Source organism: Variovorax paradoxus (assembly GCF_024734665.1).
Classification (GTDB): domain Bacteria; phylum Pseudomonadota; class Gammaproteobacteria; order Burkholderiales; family Burkholderiaceae_C; genus Variovorax.
In genome coordinates this window covers 3288368-3304283 of the sequence record NZ_CP102931.1, presented here as the reverse complement: position 1 = coordinate 3304283, position 15916 = coordinate 3288368, and the positions used below count along the sequence as shown (strand labels likewise).

Below are 15916 nucleotides of genomic sequence, written 5' to 3'. Positions count from 1 at the left end.
ATCCATTCACCCAATTAAATAAGGTGGAGCTGACTTGCGTTCTTTTCGTGTCTTCATCCTAGGAGGTTTCCCTTGGCCAATGTGTGCACTTTAGGCCTCGGTTACAACTGGATAAGGTTATTTCGAAAACGTACTACCCGAATCGTCCCGTTCGAGGTAACTGATGCGTGATTTGGAGGAAAAAGCCCGTCGCGCAGGCCCCGCAAGTGCCCGAAAGGGGTCGCTGAAGCGGGGTACTCCTGGGGAGAAACAGCCGGCGCACAGGGGGAAATGTGCTGTCGACCGCTTTGCGCGCACGACCGCCCCGGGTCACGCGCTACGCCGGGGAGTCATGCGGAAAACGCACTGCCGTCACTGTCGAAAAGTGAAACATCCTTCCGGGCGTGACTGTTATGAATTGGATTAGTCTGTAACCGTATAAAAAATAACTGTACAAATTCTGAAAATCGAAAAGACTGAAAGAGTTATCGGCTTCAAATCTTCCGAGGGTAAAAAATGCTCCGCGACATCCTATTACCCGATGTAGTTCTCACGCGCTGTGATTACTATTTGGAATCGATTCTCCCGAACAATTCAGATGCATTGACAGCCAACGCCACGTATTTCGGCAATGCGACGTGGGCCAAGGAATATCTGGACTACTGCCACCGCGACGCGCATTTCCGCAGCCGCTGGCTCGCCGCCGGGGGCGACTGGACGGACAAGGTCGTTATCGACCTGGGTTGCGGGCCGGGTAACCTCTTCGCCACGCTGGGCGGCAGGCCCAGGCTGCTGATCGGCGTCGACGTGGCCGGAGGCTCGCTGGAGCTGGCCGCGGGCCTGGGCTACACGGCCGTGCTGGCGGACGCGGCGCACACGCCGTTCCGCTCGCAGGTGGCGGACATCGTGGCAATCAATGCATCGCTGCACCATTGCGACGACATGAAGGCGGTGCTGCAGGAAGGCGCCCGCCTCGTTAAGCCCAATGGCTTACTTATTACCGACCACGATCCGCAACTCACAGCCTGGGACTACAAGGGCCTGGCCAGGCTGATGTGGGACGCGCGGCTGTGGGTCTACCGCGCGACAGGGCACGGTTTTCACAAGACCGGCAGCCAGCAGTCATGGGGGCTGAAGACCGAAGTGCATCACCGGCCCGGCGACGGCGTGACGAAGGAATTCTTCGAATCCACGCTGGAGCCGCTGGGCTTCGAGGTCCGCGTGCATCCGCACAACCACCAGATAGGAGCGCAGGCGCTGGCCGGCGACGTCGGGCCGGCGCAATGGAAGTACCGCATGGGCAATGTGCTGTCGGGCCGCGACCCGAAGGCACCCGCGAGCGCGCTGTCGCTGATGTGCGTTGCAAGGCGCAAGACCGCAGAAAAACCGCAGGCCGGCTGAACGCCCGGCGACTGCTGGTAGCCTTCCCGGATTCTTCGAGCGCAGCCCCGGGCACCCGGGAGCGCGAGATTCAGTTATCCAGGAAGGAATCCGGTAGTGGTTGTGACAGGAAGGAACTGGCGCGCGGGCATTGCGCTGACCGCGGCATTGATGGTGGCAGCGTGCTCCACCTCCCCCAAGGCGCCAGTGGCGGGGCCGGGCGAGTACGTCGTCCAGCCGGGCGACACGCTCTATCGCATCGCGTCGAAGACCGGGCGTTCGCCGGGCGACATTGCCCGCTGGAGCAATCTGCAGGACCCCGACAAGCTCGAAGCAGGGCAGGTGCTGCGCGTGGTACCGCCCGGTGGCGGCTCATCGTCCGAGCCGCCTCCTCCCAGGAGCGCTGGTGCCGAGCGTCCGGAACGCCCTGAGCGTTCGAGGCCGCCCCGGGCCGCTGCGCCCGAACCCGTCGCACCACCAGCGTCGCGGCGCAGCGACTGGGCCTGGCCCGCGCAGGGCCAGGTCATTGCGGGCTTCAACGGCACCAGCAACAAGGGCGTCGACATCGGCGGCAGCGTCGGCGACCCGGTGGCATCCATCGGCGCCGGCAAGGTGGCCGTAACGGAAACGCTGCGCGGCTACGGCAGCGTGCTGATGGTCGACCACGGCGGCTCTTATATGTCGGTCTACACCAATGTGCGTACGGTGCTCGTGAAGCAGGGCCAGCAGGTGAAGCAGGGCCAGAAGATCGCTGAGATCGGCGGCGCGGACGGTGGGCGCGCCAGCCTCCACTTCGAGATCCGCTACCGCGGCAACGCGGTCGATCCGCGCCAGTACCTGCCGGCGAGGTGACCGGACGGGGCCGCCTCTGGCGAAAGGCATCCCCCAAATTGGCGATATCGCGGTGCCCGTGAAATGCGCAGACTCTCGCCCTTAGTCTGAAAAAAAGGGGCGGTAATGGAACTCGTGCATTGGCTGTTCATCATTTTTGGCATCGCGATGGCGCTGACCACGCAGTGGTGCCTTCTCGCACCGTTCAGCCTCGAGTGGAAGCCGCTGCGCGACCAGATCACCGAACAGGTCACGCAGTCGGCCGCGCTGCTCGAAGAGTGCGCATCGGGAATGGACGCCAGGCGCTAGCCTCCCGGCCGGTCCGGCCCGCCTGCAGCCCCAGGCCCTCTAAGATGCTCGCTCTTTCTGGATGACGTGAAGACGCGAGAGGCAAAGGGAGGGCCACGCATGATTTCTTTGCTCCACACCGCGGACTGGCAGATAGGCCGCGTGTTCTCGCAGTTCGAACCCGACGACGCCGCGGCACTGTTCGAGGCGCGTTTCAAGGCGGTCGAGCGGCTGGCCGCCATTGCGGCCGAACGCAAGGTCGATGCCGTACTGGTTGCAGGCGATGTGTTCGACCTGCAGACCGTGTCGGACAAGACCATCCGGCGCATGTTCAACGCCATGCAGGGCTTTACGGGCCCCTGGCTGCTGATTCCGGGCAATCACGACTCGGCGCTGAGCGAATCGGTCTGGAGCCGTGCGCAGCGGCTGGGCGCCATTGCACCGAATGTCGTCTGCTGCTTGGAGCCGAAGCCCCACACGGTGGTGGGCAAGTTCACGCTGCTGCCGGCGCCGCTCACGCAGCGCCATACCTACGGCGACCTCACCGACTGGCTTGCCACCGCGCCAAGCGAAGAGGGGCTGCCCCGCATCGGGCTGGCGCACGGCTGCGTGCAGGGCATCCTGTCCGAAGACATCGACTCGGCCAATCCCATCGCGACCGGGCGTGCGGCGCAGGCTCGGCTCGACTACCTCGCGTTGGGCGACTGGCACGGCACGCGGCAGATCGACGACCGTACCTGGTACGCGGGCACGCCCGAGACCGATCGTTTCAGAGCCAACGATTCGGGGCAGGCGCTGCTGGTCGGCGTCTCAGGTGCCGGGGCGGAGCCGACGGTCGAGGCTATCCGCACAGGCCAATTCGACTGGCAGCAATGGGAGCCGCGGCTCACGGTGCCTTCCGACATCGATGAACTGGTGGAAAAGCTGGAGCAGGTGAGCAGCAGCGACGTGCTGCAACTTCGCGCGCAGGGCGCTTGCGATCTCAGCGGCCACAACCGGCTGAGTACCGCGCTGGACGCCGCCCGCGCTCGCGCCCGTGCGCTGGTGTGGGACGGCGAAGCGCTTCGGTTGGAGCCGACAGAAGACGACATCCAGGCGTTGCACGCCGACGGTTTCGTCGGCGAGGCGCTTCAGGAGTTGCGCGCGCAGCAAGGCGATGCCGATGCTGAACTCGCCCGCGACGCGCTGCTCACGCTCGCCCGCATCCTCGACGCGCAGGGAGCCGCCGCATGAAGTTGCAGCGTCTTCGCATCGAGAACTTCAAGCTGTTTCGCGCACCGCTCGAAATCGACGGCTTCACGGATGGGCTGAATCTTTTCGCGGCACCCAACGAGTCGGGCAAGTCCACCGTTGCCGAGGCCATTCGCGCGGCCTTCTTCGAGCGGCATCGCTCCAGCGCCGTCGAGTATCTGCGGCCATGGGGAGAAAGCTCGGCAACGCCCACGGTCGAAGTCGATTTCGAACTCGACGGCAAACCGTGCCGACTCACCAAGGCCTTCCTCGGCAAGAAGCGCTGCGAGCTGGTCATCGACGGCAGGGCCATGGACGGCGCGGTGGCTGAAGACCATCTGGCGGCGCTGCTGGGCTTTCGCTTTCCGGGCAAGGGCGCCAGCACGCCGGAGCACATGGGCATTCCGGGCCTGCTGTGGATCAAACAGGGCACCTCGCACGACATTGCCAGCGCCGTGGGCTTCGCCAGCGACCACCTGCGCAACGCACTCGGCGAATCGCTTGGGGAGCTGGCCTCTAGCAACGGCGATGCGGTGCTGAAGGCAGTGGAGAGCGAGCGCAACGAACTGCTCACGCCCGCCGCCGGAACACCGCGCGGCGCCTTCGCGGATGCCATCAGGCTGCGCACGGAACTCGAAGCCGACATCGAACGGCTGCGTGCCGACATCGAGTCTTATCAGTCGGGCGTGGACCGTCTCTCCGGTCTGCGCCGCGATCACCAGCGCGACGAAGCCGCGCGGCCCTGGACGGCGTTGCGGGAGCAGCTTGCCACCGCACGGCAGCGGCTGGACGAAGCCAAGGGCTTGAACGACAGGAAGACCGCGCAAGACGCCGCGCTCAGGCAGGTCGTCGCGCAGGTGAATTCCTGGCGCACCCAGCTCCAGGCGATGGAGCGCGAGGAAGCCACGGTCGTCCTGCGTGAGAAGAATCTGCAGGCGGCGCAGGAAAGCTTGGCCAAGGCGCAGGGCGAACTGCAGGCATGGGAGCCTCGCCACGCGGCCGCAGCGAAGGCCGATGTCGGCGCGCGAGAAAACCTCCGCCTTGCGCGGCAGGCAGCCTCTCGCATCGCGCAGGAGAGAACCGTCGAGAGCCTGGCCGAGCAGCTTGAGGCGCTCGCACAGAGCCACGAGAAGGCAAAGGGCGAGCAGGACAAGGTCACGCGCCTGCAGGCCGAGGCACAGGCGCTCGCGGTGCCGGAGGGCGAGCTCAAGCGGCTTCAGCGCTGCGCCGACGCGCATCGCACGGCGCAAGCCAGGCTCGATGCGGTGGCGACAGCCCTGGAGTTCGAGCTGCAGCCCGCTGCGAAGGTCCGGGTCGCCGGCGCCGAACTTTCCGGCTCGAAGCGCCAGACCGTCATCGCGCGGACCGACATCGAGATCGAAGGCGTAGGCCGCATCACGGTGCTGCCGGGTGGGGCTGATCTGGAAAGCCTCGCCATCGAACGGGACCGTGCACGCGACGAACTCGCCGGGCTGTTGCAGGCCCTGCGCGCGGAGAGCGTCGCAGCCGTCGAGGAGCGCATGCGGCTGCAGGCGCTGCGCAAGGGCGAAGCCGGTGCGGCGGTGGCCGTGCTGGCTGCGCTGGCACCGAAGGGGCTGAGCGCGCTTGCCGCGGACATCGCCATGCGCGAGGCCCGGCTGGCTGAAGCAAGGCAGGTCCTGCAGGGCATGCCGCCGGCCGACGCGGCGATGCCGTCGAGCGCGCAGGCCGAATCGGAGGAGGGCGCCGCGCGCGCGGCGCTGGAGGCGGCATCCGCGGCGCTCAACGACGCCAAGGTCGCCGCCGGCAATGCGCGCGAGCAGGTCAAGGCCGCTGAAGACGAACTCGCGGCGGTCAAAGCCACGCTGAACGACCCGATGCGCGCCAGCCGAAAGACGGAAGCCGGCGCCGCATTGACGGATGCGCTCGCGCAGCAGTCGGCCCTGCAAGACAAGGTCGTCGAATTGGCGCAGCAGTTGCAATCCGCCAACCTGCCGGTGCTCGCGCAGGACGTGGAACGGCTGGAGCAAAGCGTCAAGCAAGCCGAGGCCACGCACAGCCAGCGGGCCAACGAGATCACCCGGCTTGAAGCCGAACTCGAAGCCAGGGGCGCGCTGGGCCAGGAAGAAGCTGCGTCGGAAAAACAGCGCGAACTCGAGCACGCAACACGCCGTTGCGCCGAACTCGAACGCCGCGCGAAGGCGCTCGACCACCTGCTGAAGCTGCTGCGCGAAAAGCGTTCCGCCCTGGCGCGACGCCTGCGTGCACCGCTGCAGAAGCACCTCGACCACTATCTGCAGATTCTTTTCCCCGGTGCGCAGGTCGAGGTCGGCGACGATCTTTCACCGGGCCGCATCACGCGGCAAGGCCTGCGAGGCGCGCAGAGCGGCGCATTCGAAGAGCTCAGCGTGGGCGCGCGGGAACAGATGGGCGTCGTCGCCCGGCTGGCCTATGCCGATCTGCTGAAAGAAGCGCGCAAGCCGACCTTGCTCATCCTCGACGACGCGCTGGTCAACACCGACGAAGAGCGCCTGCGGCAGATGAAGCGGGTGCTGTACGACGCGGCAACGCGACACCAGATATTGATCTTCAGCTGCCATCCCGAGGCCTGGCGGGATCTCGGCGTGGTGGCGCGGAGCATCCCGTGATGTCTTGGCGTCGCGACGTCCACCTGCAATCACACTATCCAGAATATTCGGCCGGTCGCTAAACTGCGCCGTCATGCGTCGCTGGCTTTGTACGTCCGCAGTTATCGCCTTTCTGTGCTGTCACGGGCTGGCCGTGCTTGCCCAGAACATGGCGGGCTTCGGGCAGCACCAGGCCCACGTCGCGCAGGTGCATCAGGCAAGCGCCTGCGAGCTTCATCAGGGCCACGCTGGAGCTTCGGTCCTGGATCACGGCATCGACTCCGATGAAGTGGACCTTGCCGCCGGAAGGCGCGAGATTTCACTGCCGCTCCTTCGACCGGAAGCTCCCCCGGAATTTGCCGTGACGGTCTTGCCGTCCGCGCCTCTCGAGCGGCCCATGCGGCCGCCACAACTCCTCTCCTTCCTCGCATAGGTCGTCCAGTTCGACCTGGGGCCTTCGGGCCCTGCTCATTGCGTGTGCTCGCGCCGTCGGCATTGATGGCCGTCCGATGCACATCGCCATCAAGAGGACGAAGAAGAGGAGAAAACAATGGAGCAATCGAGTGACGTGATGTTTGCCAGGCTGGCCGATTTCAGGATCGACGCCGAATCGCTGAGGCAGCATTTCCTGGTGCACGTCAAGCCGCTGCCGTCGACGCCATACCGCGACAACCGCGTCGACTACATCGGCTGGGCAGTCACCAGTCGCGACGGCACTCTGGTAGACGGCATCCGGCGGATTCCCGCAAAAAATGCGCGCGGCGTCACGCCGACAGACGCGTGCAGCGGCTACCTGGCCAGGGTGATGAATGCGCTGCGCAGCCATGGCCTGACGCCCTTCAGGGCCCGGATCATGCAGCTCGAAAGCGAGGGCGAGGAGATGCCGCTGCACAACGATGCAGCCAAGGAAACCTGGCGCCTGCACATCCCCATCATCACCAACCCCAATTGCTTCTTCGAATGGCAGCGCGCCGACGGCAGCATCGAAAGCGTTCATCTGCCGGCCGACGGCTCGGCCTGGCTGGTGCGGGTGGATGTGAACCACAGAGCGGTCAATCGAAGCCAGCAGCCATCCAACCGGGTTCATCTGCTGATGGGACTGGATGCCAATCCATCTTTCGAGATGCTGACCGAGCCCTGGCTGCCTGTGCTCCAGCAGCAGTTGGTGGCTTGAGCTCGCATGACGAATGCGCGATGGCTGGTGTGCATGCTGGCGGCCGTCCTGCCCGTCGCGGCACAGGAGGTCGAGGCCGGCCGTTGCCGGGTGGAGCGCAATGCGACGCTCTCCCAGCTCGACCGCGTCTATGTGCGTGACGAGTTCCGCATCCGCTACACGCTGGAGGGAGCCCACGCGCTGCCGGACATGCGTGACCTCGACCGCAATGGCATACCCGACAAGGTGCAGGACGTGGCAACGCAACTGGTCGTGGGTCACAGGCTGTTCACCGATGTGATGGGGCTGACGCACCCCATGCGCCAGCCACGCTATGCCCGCGCCACCTCGATCAATGTGTTCCTGCTGAAGATGGAGAAGGGCAACGGAATGTCCTACGACGAGGTGATGAACTACCGCCTGGGCTCCGACGAAACGGCCGGCGGCTGTGCCCTTCGCATCGATCTGCTCAACCGCCACGCGAACCAGAACGTGACTCCGATCCACGAGCTTTTTCACCAGTACCAGTACGGCTACACCATGTTCAAGGCGCGCTGGTTCCTGGAAGGCACTGCGCGTTGGTCGGAGTACGCGCTACGCCCCGGAAGTGGACCGCAGCAGCCGTTGCCGGCCACACTGCCGGCACTGCGCGAGCAGGTGTTCTCGCAGACCTACGGGGCAAGTGGCATGTGGAACCGTCTGGCGGGCATGCTCGACCCCGACGGCCGCCTCAGGCTGCCGCCGGGCTTGGCGCAGACCACCTACGTCGATGGCAGCCTGGTCATCCAGGACGATCAACTGCACGGCGCGGCCTTCATCAAGGCGCTGCTGGAGGCGCTAGGCCCGCTCGACCGACAGGTCGCGGCACGCAATGGCTGGCCGGTATTTGGCTGGAAGGAGGAGGATCAGCGTTCTTCCGCGCACGACGCGGAGATACTTAAAGGCGTGCTCCAGGCGACGCGGACTGAAGCGGCGCGCTCGAAGGCCCGGAGATCGGCCGAACTGGAAGAATTTCTTGCACTGGAGGCGCTTGTGAAAAAGGATGTGCCATGAGTCTGGGTGAACTGCTGGCGTCGGCCAGGCCCGCGATTGCAACCTTGTGGGACGAATGCACGAGCGCCAGCGTCGGCATCGACGCAGAGGCCGTGGGCGTGCTCTTCATGTCGGTCTGCAACGGGAAGGAGCGGGCCCATGTCGTGACCATCCGCGGAAAGAATTTCGAGCAGGCATGGGGCAGGGGCGCGCAGTTGCTGAATGCCTGGCTGCGCAAGCAGAAGGGCGCCGCACCAATCTGGCTGCGGGTGGACGTGGTGCACACCGTGCACGCCATGTCCTGGCAGGAACTGAAGCGGGGCTTTGCGACAACCAAGCGCAACTACTTTCGCCATGGCATCGCGTTCAAGCCCGATTTTTCCGTGGCCATTCTGGAGCCGGAGATCGGCGCGCATGCCGTGCTGCACGACGGCGCACTCGACGAGGCGACGCCCAATGCGGCCAACCTCAAGCTCTACGGCAAATATCGATACGGGCTGGAGCTGGAGTGGCCAACCCAGGCGCAGGAGCCGATCTGGGTCTTCGACACGCGAGCCGTGTTCACCGATGGCAAGCAGCTTCATGCCATCGAGCATCAGGGGCGGGGCAAGGGCCATCGCGTCATGCCGAACTGGGATGCGAGCCAGGTGCACGACATCGTCGCAACCAGCACCGCTTATCTCGCACGGCAGGTCAAGCCGACCGGCCAGTACCACTACGGCTGGTTTCCCTGCTTCGACCGTCCCATTCCCACCTACAACGCGCTGCGGCACGCCAGCTCCACCTACGCGCTGCTCGAAGGCTGGGAGCTGACGCAGCGCCCCGAGCACAAGGCCGCCATTGACCGGGCGCTGGCCTACCTCACGCAGACGTTGATCCAGCGCGCCGCGCTGCCGGGCGGGGAGCAGGGCGCTTTTCTCGTGGACGTCGACAACGGCAACGAGATCAAGCTGGGCGGCAACGCCGTGTGCCTGCTGGCGATGGTCAAGTACACCGAACTCACCGGCGACCGGCAATACCTGCCGCTGATGGAGCAGCTGGCCCTGGGCATCGTGCACATGCAGGACCCGAACTCGGGCCGCTTCGTGCATGTGCTGAATCACCCCGACCTCAGCGTGAAGGAAGAGAACCGGATCATCTATTACGACGGCGAGGCCGCCTTCGGCTTGATGCGCCTGTACGGGCTGACCAATGATCCGCGCTGGCTGCAGACCGTAGAGAAAGCATTCGGGCATTTCATCGAAGCCAGGCACTGGCAGGCCCACGATCATTGGCTGAGCTACTGCGTCAACGAACTCACCCTCTACAGATCGGACGAGCGCTACTACCGCTTCGGCCTGGACAACGTGCGCGACCATCTCGACTTCGTGCTCGAGCGCATCACCACCTTTCCGACGCTGCTGGAGCTGATGATGGCGGCGCAGAAGATGATCGTGCGCATTCAGGCCGACCCGCAGCACGACCACCTGCTGCGCGGCTTCGACATCGACAAGTTCTACCGGGCCCTGGAGCAGCGTGCGCGCTACCTGCTGACGGGCCATTTCTGGCCCGAGATCGCCATGTTCTTCAAGAACCCGGGGCGCATCGTGGGCAGCTTCTTCATTCGCCATCACAGCTACCGCGTGCGCATCGACGATGTGGAGCACTACCTGTCGGGCTACGTCGCGTACTGGAAGTACCTGCAGGGCGGCGGGCGGCCTTCCCTGACGCAACAGGAAGAGGCAAGGCAAGCGGCACCGGCCGCCATCGCGCAGACGTAGCGGTGCCTCCTGCTGCCCGGAAACGCTCCGGGTAGGCGTTTTGTCATGGTCCCGAGCCCAAGCGGGCAGGGCGCTTGACTCCCCTGCAAAGGGGCGCTTCGCTCATGTGCGAAGACAGCGTGATTCCTACAGTCATCCCCAGGCCGAACGCTTCTGTCCATACCGGGCAGAGAGGCGGTTCAGGCCGGTCACGACAACCGGGGAACACGCATGGAACTGCTCGCATTGCTGCCGAGACCCTTCATGAACCTGCTGCGGGAAGACGCAGGCATGTCGTTCATGGAGTTCGCTCTGATCGGCGCTCTTGTGATGGTCGTGTGCCTGCTCCTGCTGCTCGCCATCCGGCGCAGCGCCTGAACCCACGGAGCCGACCATGCAAGAACTCGACGCCGTTCTCGAACTGCTGGCAATGCTGGCTACAGACGTTCGAATGCTCGCGCTTTTCGCGCTGCTCGGGGTAGCCGCCGTCAGCGACTGGCGCTCCTACCGCATTCCCAACTGGCTGACCTTCGGTGGCGCGCTCTTCGCGCTCATCTACGGCACTCTCGCTGCCCGCACGCCGGCCGCAGGTGCAATGAGCGCTTTCGGTGGCCTGGGTGTGGGCTTCGCCGCGATGCTGCCGTTCTATGTCCTGGGATTGATGGGGGCGGGCGACGTGAAGCTCATGGCCATGGCAGGGGCCTTCATCGGTCCGCAGCAGACGCTGATGGCGGTGCTCTTCACCTTCATTGCCGGTGGTATGGCGGCGCTGGTGTTCGCCATCCACCGTCGCCGCCTCGCTCACATGCTGGCCAACGTCAAGACGGCGGCACAAGGCATGGCGTTCTCGAGCATGGCGGGCATCCGCCCCACGGGGCACGTCCACATGAGCCAGTCCGTGGGAAAGCTGCCCTACGGCATCTGCATCGCGGCGGGCACGGTGGTCGAAGTGTTCGCGCATCAACTGGGCTATGTCTAGCCCTCCCATCTTTTACCTGCGACGGAGGTTCGTATGAAGAACATCAAGGCGATCGGGCTGATCCTTCTGGCCCTTCTGACGGGGCTGGCGGCCGCGGTCTACGCGGCCGGGTGGATCTCCAGGCAAAGCGGCATCGCGTCCAACAAGGTCGTGGTGGCCGCCGTCGACATCGAACTGGGCAGCCGCGTCAACGCGCAGATGCTGTCCACGGTCGACTGGCCCAGCGGCTCCGTGCCGAATGGCTCGTTCGGCGACATCAAGGCGCTGGACGACCGCGTGGTGAGGGTTGGCGTGCTGCGCGGCGAAGCGCTCATTGAAGGCAAGCTGGCGCCGGTGGGAACCCAGGGCGGGTTGTCGGCGGTGATCGCCAGTGGCAAGCGAGCCATGACGGTGCGCGTCAACGACGTGGTCGGCGTCGCCGGCTTCGCGTTGCCGGGCAACTACGTCGACGTGATGGTCAACGCCCAGCAGGACAAGGGCCGCGGCGAGGAGGCGTCGCAGATCAGCAAGACCGTGCTCGAGAAAGTGCTGGTGCTGGCGGTGGCGCAGGAGGCCAACCGCGACGACACCAAGCCCAAGGTCGTGAGCGCCGTGACGCTCGAACTCTCGCTCGAAGACTCGGAAAAGCTCGACCTGGCACGCAGCGTGGGAACGCTGTCCCTGGTGCTTCGCAACCAGATGGACAAGACCACGGTCGCCACCGGCGGCATCACCAAGGGCCAGTTGTTCGGCGCGAAGGAGATCGTGCAGGTCTCCACCGCTGCGGCGCCTGCCCCGGCCCGCCCGCGTATTCATCGTGCAGGCCCCGCCGCGCAGCCGGCTTCCCAGTGCGTGGAAGTCGTCCAGCACGCGGGCAGCTCGCTGACCTGTTTCTGATCCGGTTCATCAGGAGGAACACCAAGTGCGCCATCTCTCAACAACACTAGCCAGTCTGCTGGCGACCCTCGCGACAGTGGCGGCTCCCGCCATGGGCGCGGAGGTCGCGGCAACCGCCTCGGCCACGGCCGCCATGCCCGCCGCAGCACTTGCAACGCCTCCGGCGGCAGCGGGCAACGCCGCCAACGCCCGACGCTGCACCGCCATCATTCCGGACGACCAGCCGACCCAGGCCGTGCTGGGCAAGTCGGTGGTCATTCCGCTGAAGGCGCGCGTGGTGCGCATCGTGGTCGGCGGCCAGCCTTCGAACCGGGCGCCGGCGCCTGCGGCCGCGGCCGTGCCGGCGGGCATGCAACCCTCTCCGGCGATGGCCGCGAATGCGAATACCGGCGACGGCGTCGCCGATGTCGATGTGACGCTGCTGAGCCCGACCGACCTGTTCTTCCGTGGCCGCCAGGCGGGCTCGATGAACGTCGTGCTCCAGAGCGCCGATGGCACCTGCTACATCAAGGACGTGATCGTCACCATCGATCCGATGGCGCTGCAGGCCAAGCTGGCTGAGTTGATGCCCGAAGAGCGCCGCATCCGCGTGCGCAGTGCAGAAAAATCCATCGTGCTCACCGGCGAGATCAGCGACGCGCTCAAGCTCGACGACGTGATGAGCCTGGCGTCGGCCTACGGCGCGGACGGCAAGAAGGTGGTGAACCTGCTGCGCATCGCGACACCGCAGCAGGTGATGCTCGAGGTGAAGATCGCCGAGGTCAGCAAGACGCTGCTCGACCGGCTGGGCTCGCGCGTCGGGATTGCGCGTTCGGGCAACGGCGGGCTGAACAACTACTCGCTGATTTCCAATTTCCTGAGCACGGGCGCGGGCCTGGTCCAGGCACTGCGCATCGGCCGCACCTCGCTGACCATCGACGGCCAGAAGGACGACGGGCTGGTGCGCATTCTTGCGGAACCCAACATCATGGCCATCAGCGGCCAGCAGGCCAGCTTCCTGTCGGGCGGCAAGATCTTCATTCCGGTGGCGCAGAGCGCCGCTGGCGGCGGCGGGACGAACATCACGCTGGAAGAAAAGGAGTTCGGCATCGGGGTCAAGTTCACCCCGACCGTGCTCAACGGCGACCGGATCAACCTCAAGATGGTGTCCGAGGTGTCGGACCTGACGCAGACCGGCTCGCCCTTCACCACGGTCTCGGGCGTTACCGCCGTGCTGCCTTCGCTGACGGTGCGGCGCGCCGACACCACCGTGCAACTCAACGACGGGCAGAGTTTCGTCATCGCCGGGCTCATCAAGAGCAATGTGAACGAGACCATCAAGCGCTATCCGGGCCTGGGCGAAGTGCCGGTGATGGGTGCGCTGTTTCGCAGCACTGAATTCCAGAACGAGCAGACCGAGCTGATGTTCGTCATCACGCCGCGCCTGGTTCGTCCGCTGGCCGAGTCGCCGCGGGTACCGACGGACAACCACGTCGTTCCTAGCCGCGCCGAGGTCTACCTCAACGGCGCCCTCGAAAGCGCCACCCCGGCACCGGCCGCCCCGGCCAGCGAAACCCCGTGAGGAGCACTGTCATGTTCATCAGATCGACCACCGTCGCGCTCGTCTGCCTTCTTGGCGCCAGTTGCTCGACCGTCACGCCCAACTACGACGCGCGCTTCGGCGACGCGGTGCGCGACGCAAAGAAAAAGATGACGCTGAACCCGAACGCCGGCAAGAACGGCGATCCGATCGCGGGCATGGACGGCCGCTCGGCGCGCGAGTCGATGAATCAGTACCACGAGTCCTACAAGTCGCCGCCGCCGGCAGTCAACGTCATCAACATCGGCGGCCAGATCGGTGGTCAGGGTGGCGGCTCGGGCAAGTGACGGGCTGTGTTTTTCTCTCGAATTCGATCCTCGAAGTCTTTACCTGGAAAGGAGAGCGCCACGAACTGCAACGAACTTTCTTCCCCATCACGTCATTGTTTTCAAACCTGATTTCCAACTGTTCAAACCTTGAAAGGAAAGAACCATGAAGAACTTTCTCCAGGCCATCGGCCAATCCACCCGCGGCTTCATGCTCGAGGAAGATGGCGCCCAGGTCGTCGAGTACGCGCTGATCATCGCCGTCGTCTCGATCGCACTGGTCGTTGCACTGAAGGGCCTTACGGCCAACAACGGCGGCTTCACGAGTTTCATCACTCGCGTCACGACCTGCCTGACCGGGACGACCTGCACCTGAGCAGTCTGTCGTGGAGGGAAGCGGGTCCGGTTTTCCGGCCCGCTTCGTTCCACCCACCCATCCGCTCCCACTCATTCTTCTTCAACACCGAATTGGGGTCATCACCATGTTCAAGTCATTCATGACAGACGAGAGCGGCGCACAAGTGGTCGAGTACGCATTGATCATCGCCGTGGTTTCCATCGCACTGGTGGTCGCGTTGCAAGCGCTGTCCGGCAGTACCGGCCTGGGCGCATTCATCACCCGGGTCACTACCTGTCTGGGCGGCACGAGCTGCACCTGACGCGGCTTTCCTGCGTTGTTCCAACTTGCAAGAAAGCCGATCATGTTCACCTGCCGCCAGCATCGCCGCCAGCGTGGCGCGATGATCGTCACAGCCGCGCTGTTCCTGTTGTTCCTGATGGGCTTCATGGGCATCGCACTCGACTTCGGCCACCTGTTCGTCATCAGGACCGAACTGCAGACAGCGGTGGACAGCTGCGCCCTGGCCGCCGCGCGCGAGCTCGACGGACAGGGCACAGCCCTCACGCGAGCCACGAGCGCAGGCCAGACCGCCGGCAATGCGAACCGCGTGAACATGCAATCGAGCACCTGGAGCGGGCAGGGCAAGATCGTCACGGCCGACATCACGTTCCGCGACTCGGCCTACGCCCTTACGACCACGCCCGCCGTGGCTCGCTATGCGCAGTGCACGCACACGCAGGCCAACGTCAACATCTGGCTCATGAAGGCCATGGGCGCCTTTTCGGGCAATACCGCCGGCAATCCCGCTACGCGCAGCGTCACGGCGAGCGCAGTCGCCACCCGTGCCAGCGCACAGACCACGTGCCCCATTCCCGTCGCCTTGAAACCCAAGCCGGGCGGCACGGCACCGAACTACGGCTTCGCCGTAGGCGATTGGGTGACGCTCATCCAGGCGCAGAACGCGGCCGTGGGCGGCCAGATCGGCTGGGCCAATCTCGACGGCAGCAACAGCGCCTCGGAAACCGAATCCGAGCTCAACAACCACTGCGGCACCAAGGTGGGAGACACGCTCGGCACCCCCGGCGTACAGACCACGGTGGCCGACACCTGGAACCAGCGCTTCGGCATCTACAAGAACAGCGGCGATCCGAGCGTGGACCGGCCCGACTACACCGGCTATGCCTACACATCATCCAACTGGCCCACGCAGTTCAATGCCTACAACGGCGCGCCGGGTGCAGGAGCCGATGCGACCGCTCAGAACTTCGTGACCAAGCGGGCCGCCTTCGCGTCCTGCGCCGACACCGGCACCAAAGTGAAGGGCGCGAACAGCTGCGAATCGATCACGGGGCTGTCGCTCAACAGCTTCCAGAAGCTGGCCAACCCGGGCAACGTTGCCGGAGGCCACATGCAGTACGGCTTCGACCGCCGCATCGTCACGGTGCCGGTCATTGACGGCAGCAACCACGTGATCGACTACGCCTGCATGCTGATGCTGCAGCCGCTGAGCATTCCGATGACCGACACGCAGCTGGAATTCCGCGGCAACGCGGGCGCCGTGGGCAGCCCCTGCACCACCAGCGGGCTGGCTGGCGGATCGGCGGGCCCGCTGGTTCCGGTACTGGTGAGGTGAACACC

At 65.1% G+C, this 15916-nt stretch carries 17 protein-coding genes; 16 read left to right on the top strand and 1 reads right to left on the bottom strand.

Annotated elements, in window-relative coordinates:
* Window positions 1-582 precede the first annotated feature (582 nt).
* From NWF24_RS15560 to NWF24_RS15540, 5 genes are all read left to right on the top strand, one after another.
* Window positions 583-1380 (top strand): class I SAM-dependent methyltransferase, encoded by a 798-nt coding sequence (locus tag NWF24_RS15560; RefSeq protein ID WP_258354957.1) that lies wholly within the window; start codon window positions 583-585, stop codon window positions 1378-1380.
* Window positions 1381-1476: 96 nt separating this feature from the next.
* The gene (locus tag NWF24_RS15555; RefSeq protein WP_258354956.1) at window positions 1477-2211 is read left to right on the top strand and encodes a peptidoglycan DD-metalloendopeptidase family protein; all 735 of its coding nucleotides are present in this window, start codon (window positions 1477-1479) and stop codon (window positions 2209-2211) included.
* A gap of 105 nt (window positions 2212-2316) precedes the next feature.
* Complete coding sequence (locus NWF24_RS15550) at window positions 2317-2499, top strand: hypothetical protein (RefSeq protein WP_258354955.1); 183 nt, start codon at window positions 2317-2319, stop codon at window positions 2497-2499.
* A gap of 99 nt (window positions 2500-2598) precedes the next feature.
* Window positions 2599-3711, top strand: coding sequence for a metallophosphoesterase family protein (locus NWF24_RS15545; RefSeq protein WP_258354954.1), 1113 nt, complete (start codon window positions 2599-2601; stop codon window positions 3709-3711).
* On the top strand, window positions 3708-6335 hold the full coding sequence (locus NWF24_RS15540; protein ID WP_258354953.1) for an AAA family ATPase: 2628 nt from the start codon (window positions 3708-3710) through the stop codon (window positions 6333-6335). The genes NWF24_RS15545 and NWF24_RS15540 overlap by 4 nt, the downstream gene beginning before the upstream one ends.
* Window positions 6336-6393: 58 nt before the next feature.
* Here the strand turns inward: NWF24_RS15540 and NWF24_RS15535 are convergent, their stop codons facing one another.
* Window positions 6394-6585, bottom strand: coding sequence for a hypothetical protein (locus tag NWF24_RS15535; protein WP_143062559.1), 192 nt, complete (start codon window positions 6583-6585; stop codon window positions 6394-6396).
* 279 nt (window positions 6586-6864) lie between these two features.
* On the opposite strand from NWF24_RS15535, the gene NWF24_RS15530 reads away from it, so the two are divergent.
* The 11 genes from NWF24_RS15530 to NWF24_RS15480 all read left to right on the top strand — a co-directional run bounded on the left by NWF24_RS15530 (window position 6865) and on the right by NWF24_RS15480 (window position 15911).
* The gene (locus NWF24_RS15530) at window positions 6865-7488 is read left to right on the top strand and encodes an aspartyl/asparaginyl beta-hydroxylase domain-containing protein (protein ID WP_258354952.1); all 624 of its coding nucleotides are present in this window, start codon (window positions 6865-6867) and stop codon (window positions 7486-7488) included.
* 6 nt (window positions 7489-7494) lie between these two features.
* The gene (locus tag NWF24_RS15525; protein ID WP_258354951.1) at window positions 7495-8520 is read left to right on the top strand and encodes a hypothetical protein; all 1026 of its coding nucleotides are present in this window, start codon (window positions 7495-7497) and stop codon (window positions 8518-8520) included.
* Complete coding sequence (locus NWF24_RS15520) at window positions 8517-10259, top strand: Mur ligase (protein WP_258354950.1); 1743 nt, start codon at window positions 8517-8519, stop codon at window positions 10257-10259. Before NWF24_RS15525 ends, NWF24_RS15520 begins: the two co-directional genes overlap by 4 nt.
* Window positions 10260-10469: 210 nt before the next feature.
* Window positions 10470-10616 carry a hypothetical protein gene (locus NWF24_RS15515; protein ID WP_177192718.1) on the top strand — a complete coding sequence of 49 codons (147 nt, stop codon included), beginning with the start codon at window positions 10470-10472 and terminating at the stop codon, window positions 10614-10616.
* A gap of 16 nt (window positions 10617-10632) precedes the next feature.
* Complete coding sequence (locus NWF24_RS15510) at window positions 10633-11217, top strand: A24 family peptidase (protein ID WP_258354949.1); 585 nt, start codon at window positions 10633-10635, stop codon at window positions 11215-11217.
* Between the two features lie 33 nt (window positions 11218-11250).
* Window positions 11251-12093 carry a Flp pilus assembly protein CpaB gene (cpaB, locus tag NWF24_RS15505; protein WP_258354948.1) on the top strand — a complete coding sequence of 281 codons (843 nt, stop codon included), beginning with the start codon at window positions 11251-11253 and terminating at the stop codon, window positions 12091-12093.
* Window positions 12094-12118: 25 nt separating this feature from the next.
* Window positions 12119-13654 carry a type II and III secretion system protein family protein gene (locus NWF24_RS15500; RefSeq protein WP_258354947.1) on the top strand — a complete coding sequence of 512 codons (1536 nt, stop codon included), beginning with the start codon at window positions 12119-12121 and terminating at the stop codon, window positions 13652-13654.
* An 11-nt stretch (window positions 13655-13665) separates the two neighbouring features.
* On the top strand, window positions 13666-13959 hold the full coding sequence (locus tag NWF24_RS15495; RefSeq protein ID WP_258354946.1) for a hypothetical protein: 294 nt from the start codon (window positions 13666-13668) through the stop codon (window positions 13957-13959).
* 145 nt (window positions 13960-14104) lie between these two features.
* The gene (locus NWF24_RS15490; RefSeq protein WP_258354945.1) at window positions 14105-14314 is read left to right on the top strand and encodes a Flp family type IVb pilin; all 210 of its coding nucleotides are present in this window, start codon (window positions 14105-14107) and stop codon (window positions 14312-14314) included.
* A 106-nt stretch (window positions 14315-14420) separates the two neighbouring features.
* Window positions 14421-14597 (top strand): Flp family type IVb pilin, encoded by a 177-nt coding sequence (locus NWF24_RS15485; RefSeq protein WP_258354944.1) that lies wholly within the window; start codon window positions 14421-14423, stop codon window positions 14595-14597.
* 42 nt (window positions 14598-14639) lie between these two features.
* Window positions 14640-15911, top strand: a complete 1272-nt coding sequence (locus NWF24_RS15480) for a pilus assembly protein TadG-related protein (RefSeq protein WP_258354943.1) — start codon at window positions 14640-14642, stop codon at window positions 15909-15911.
* Window positions 15912-15916: the final 5 nt, after the last annotated feature.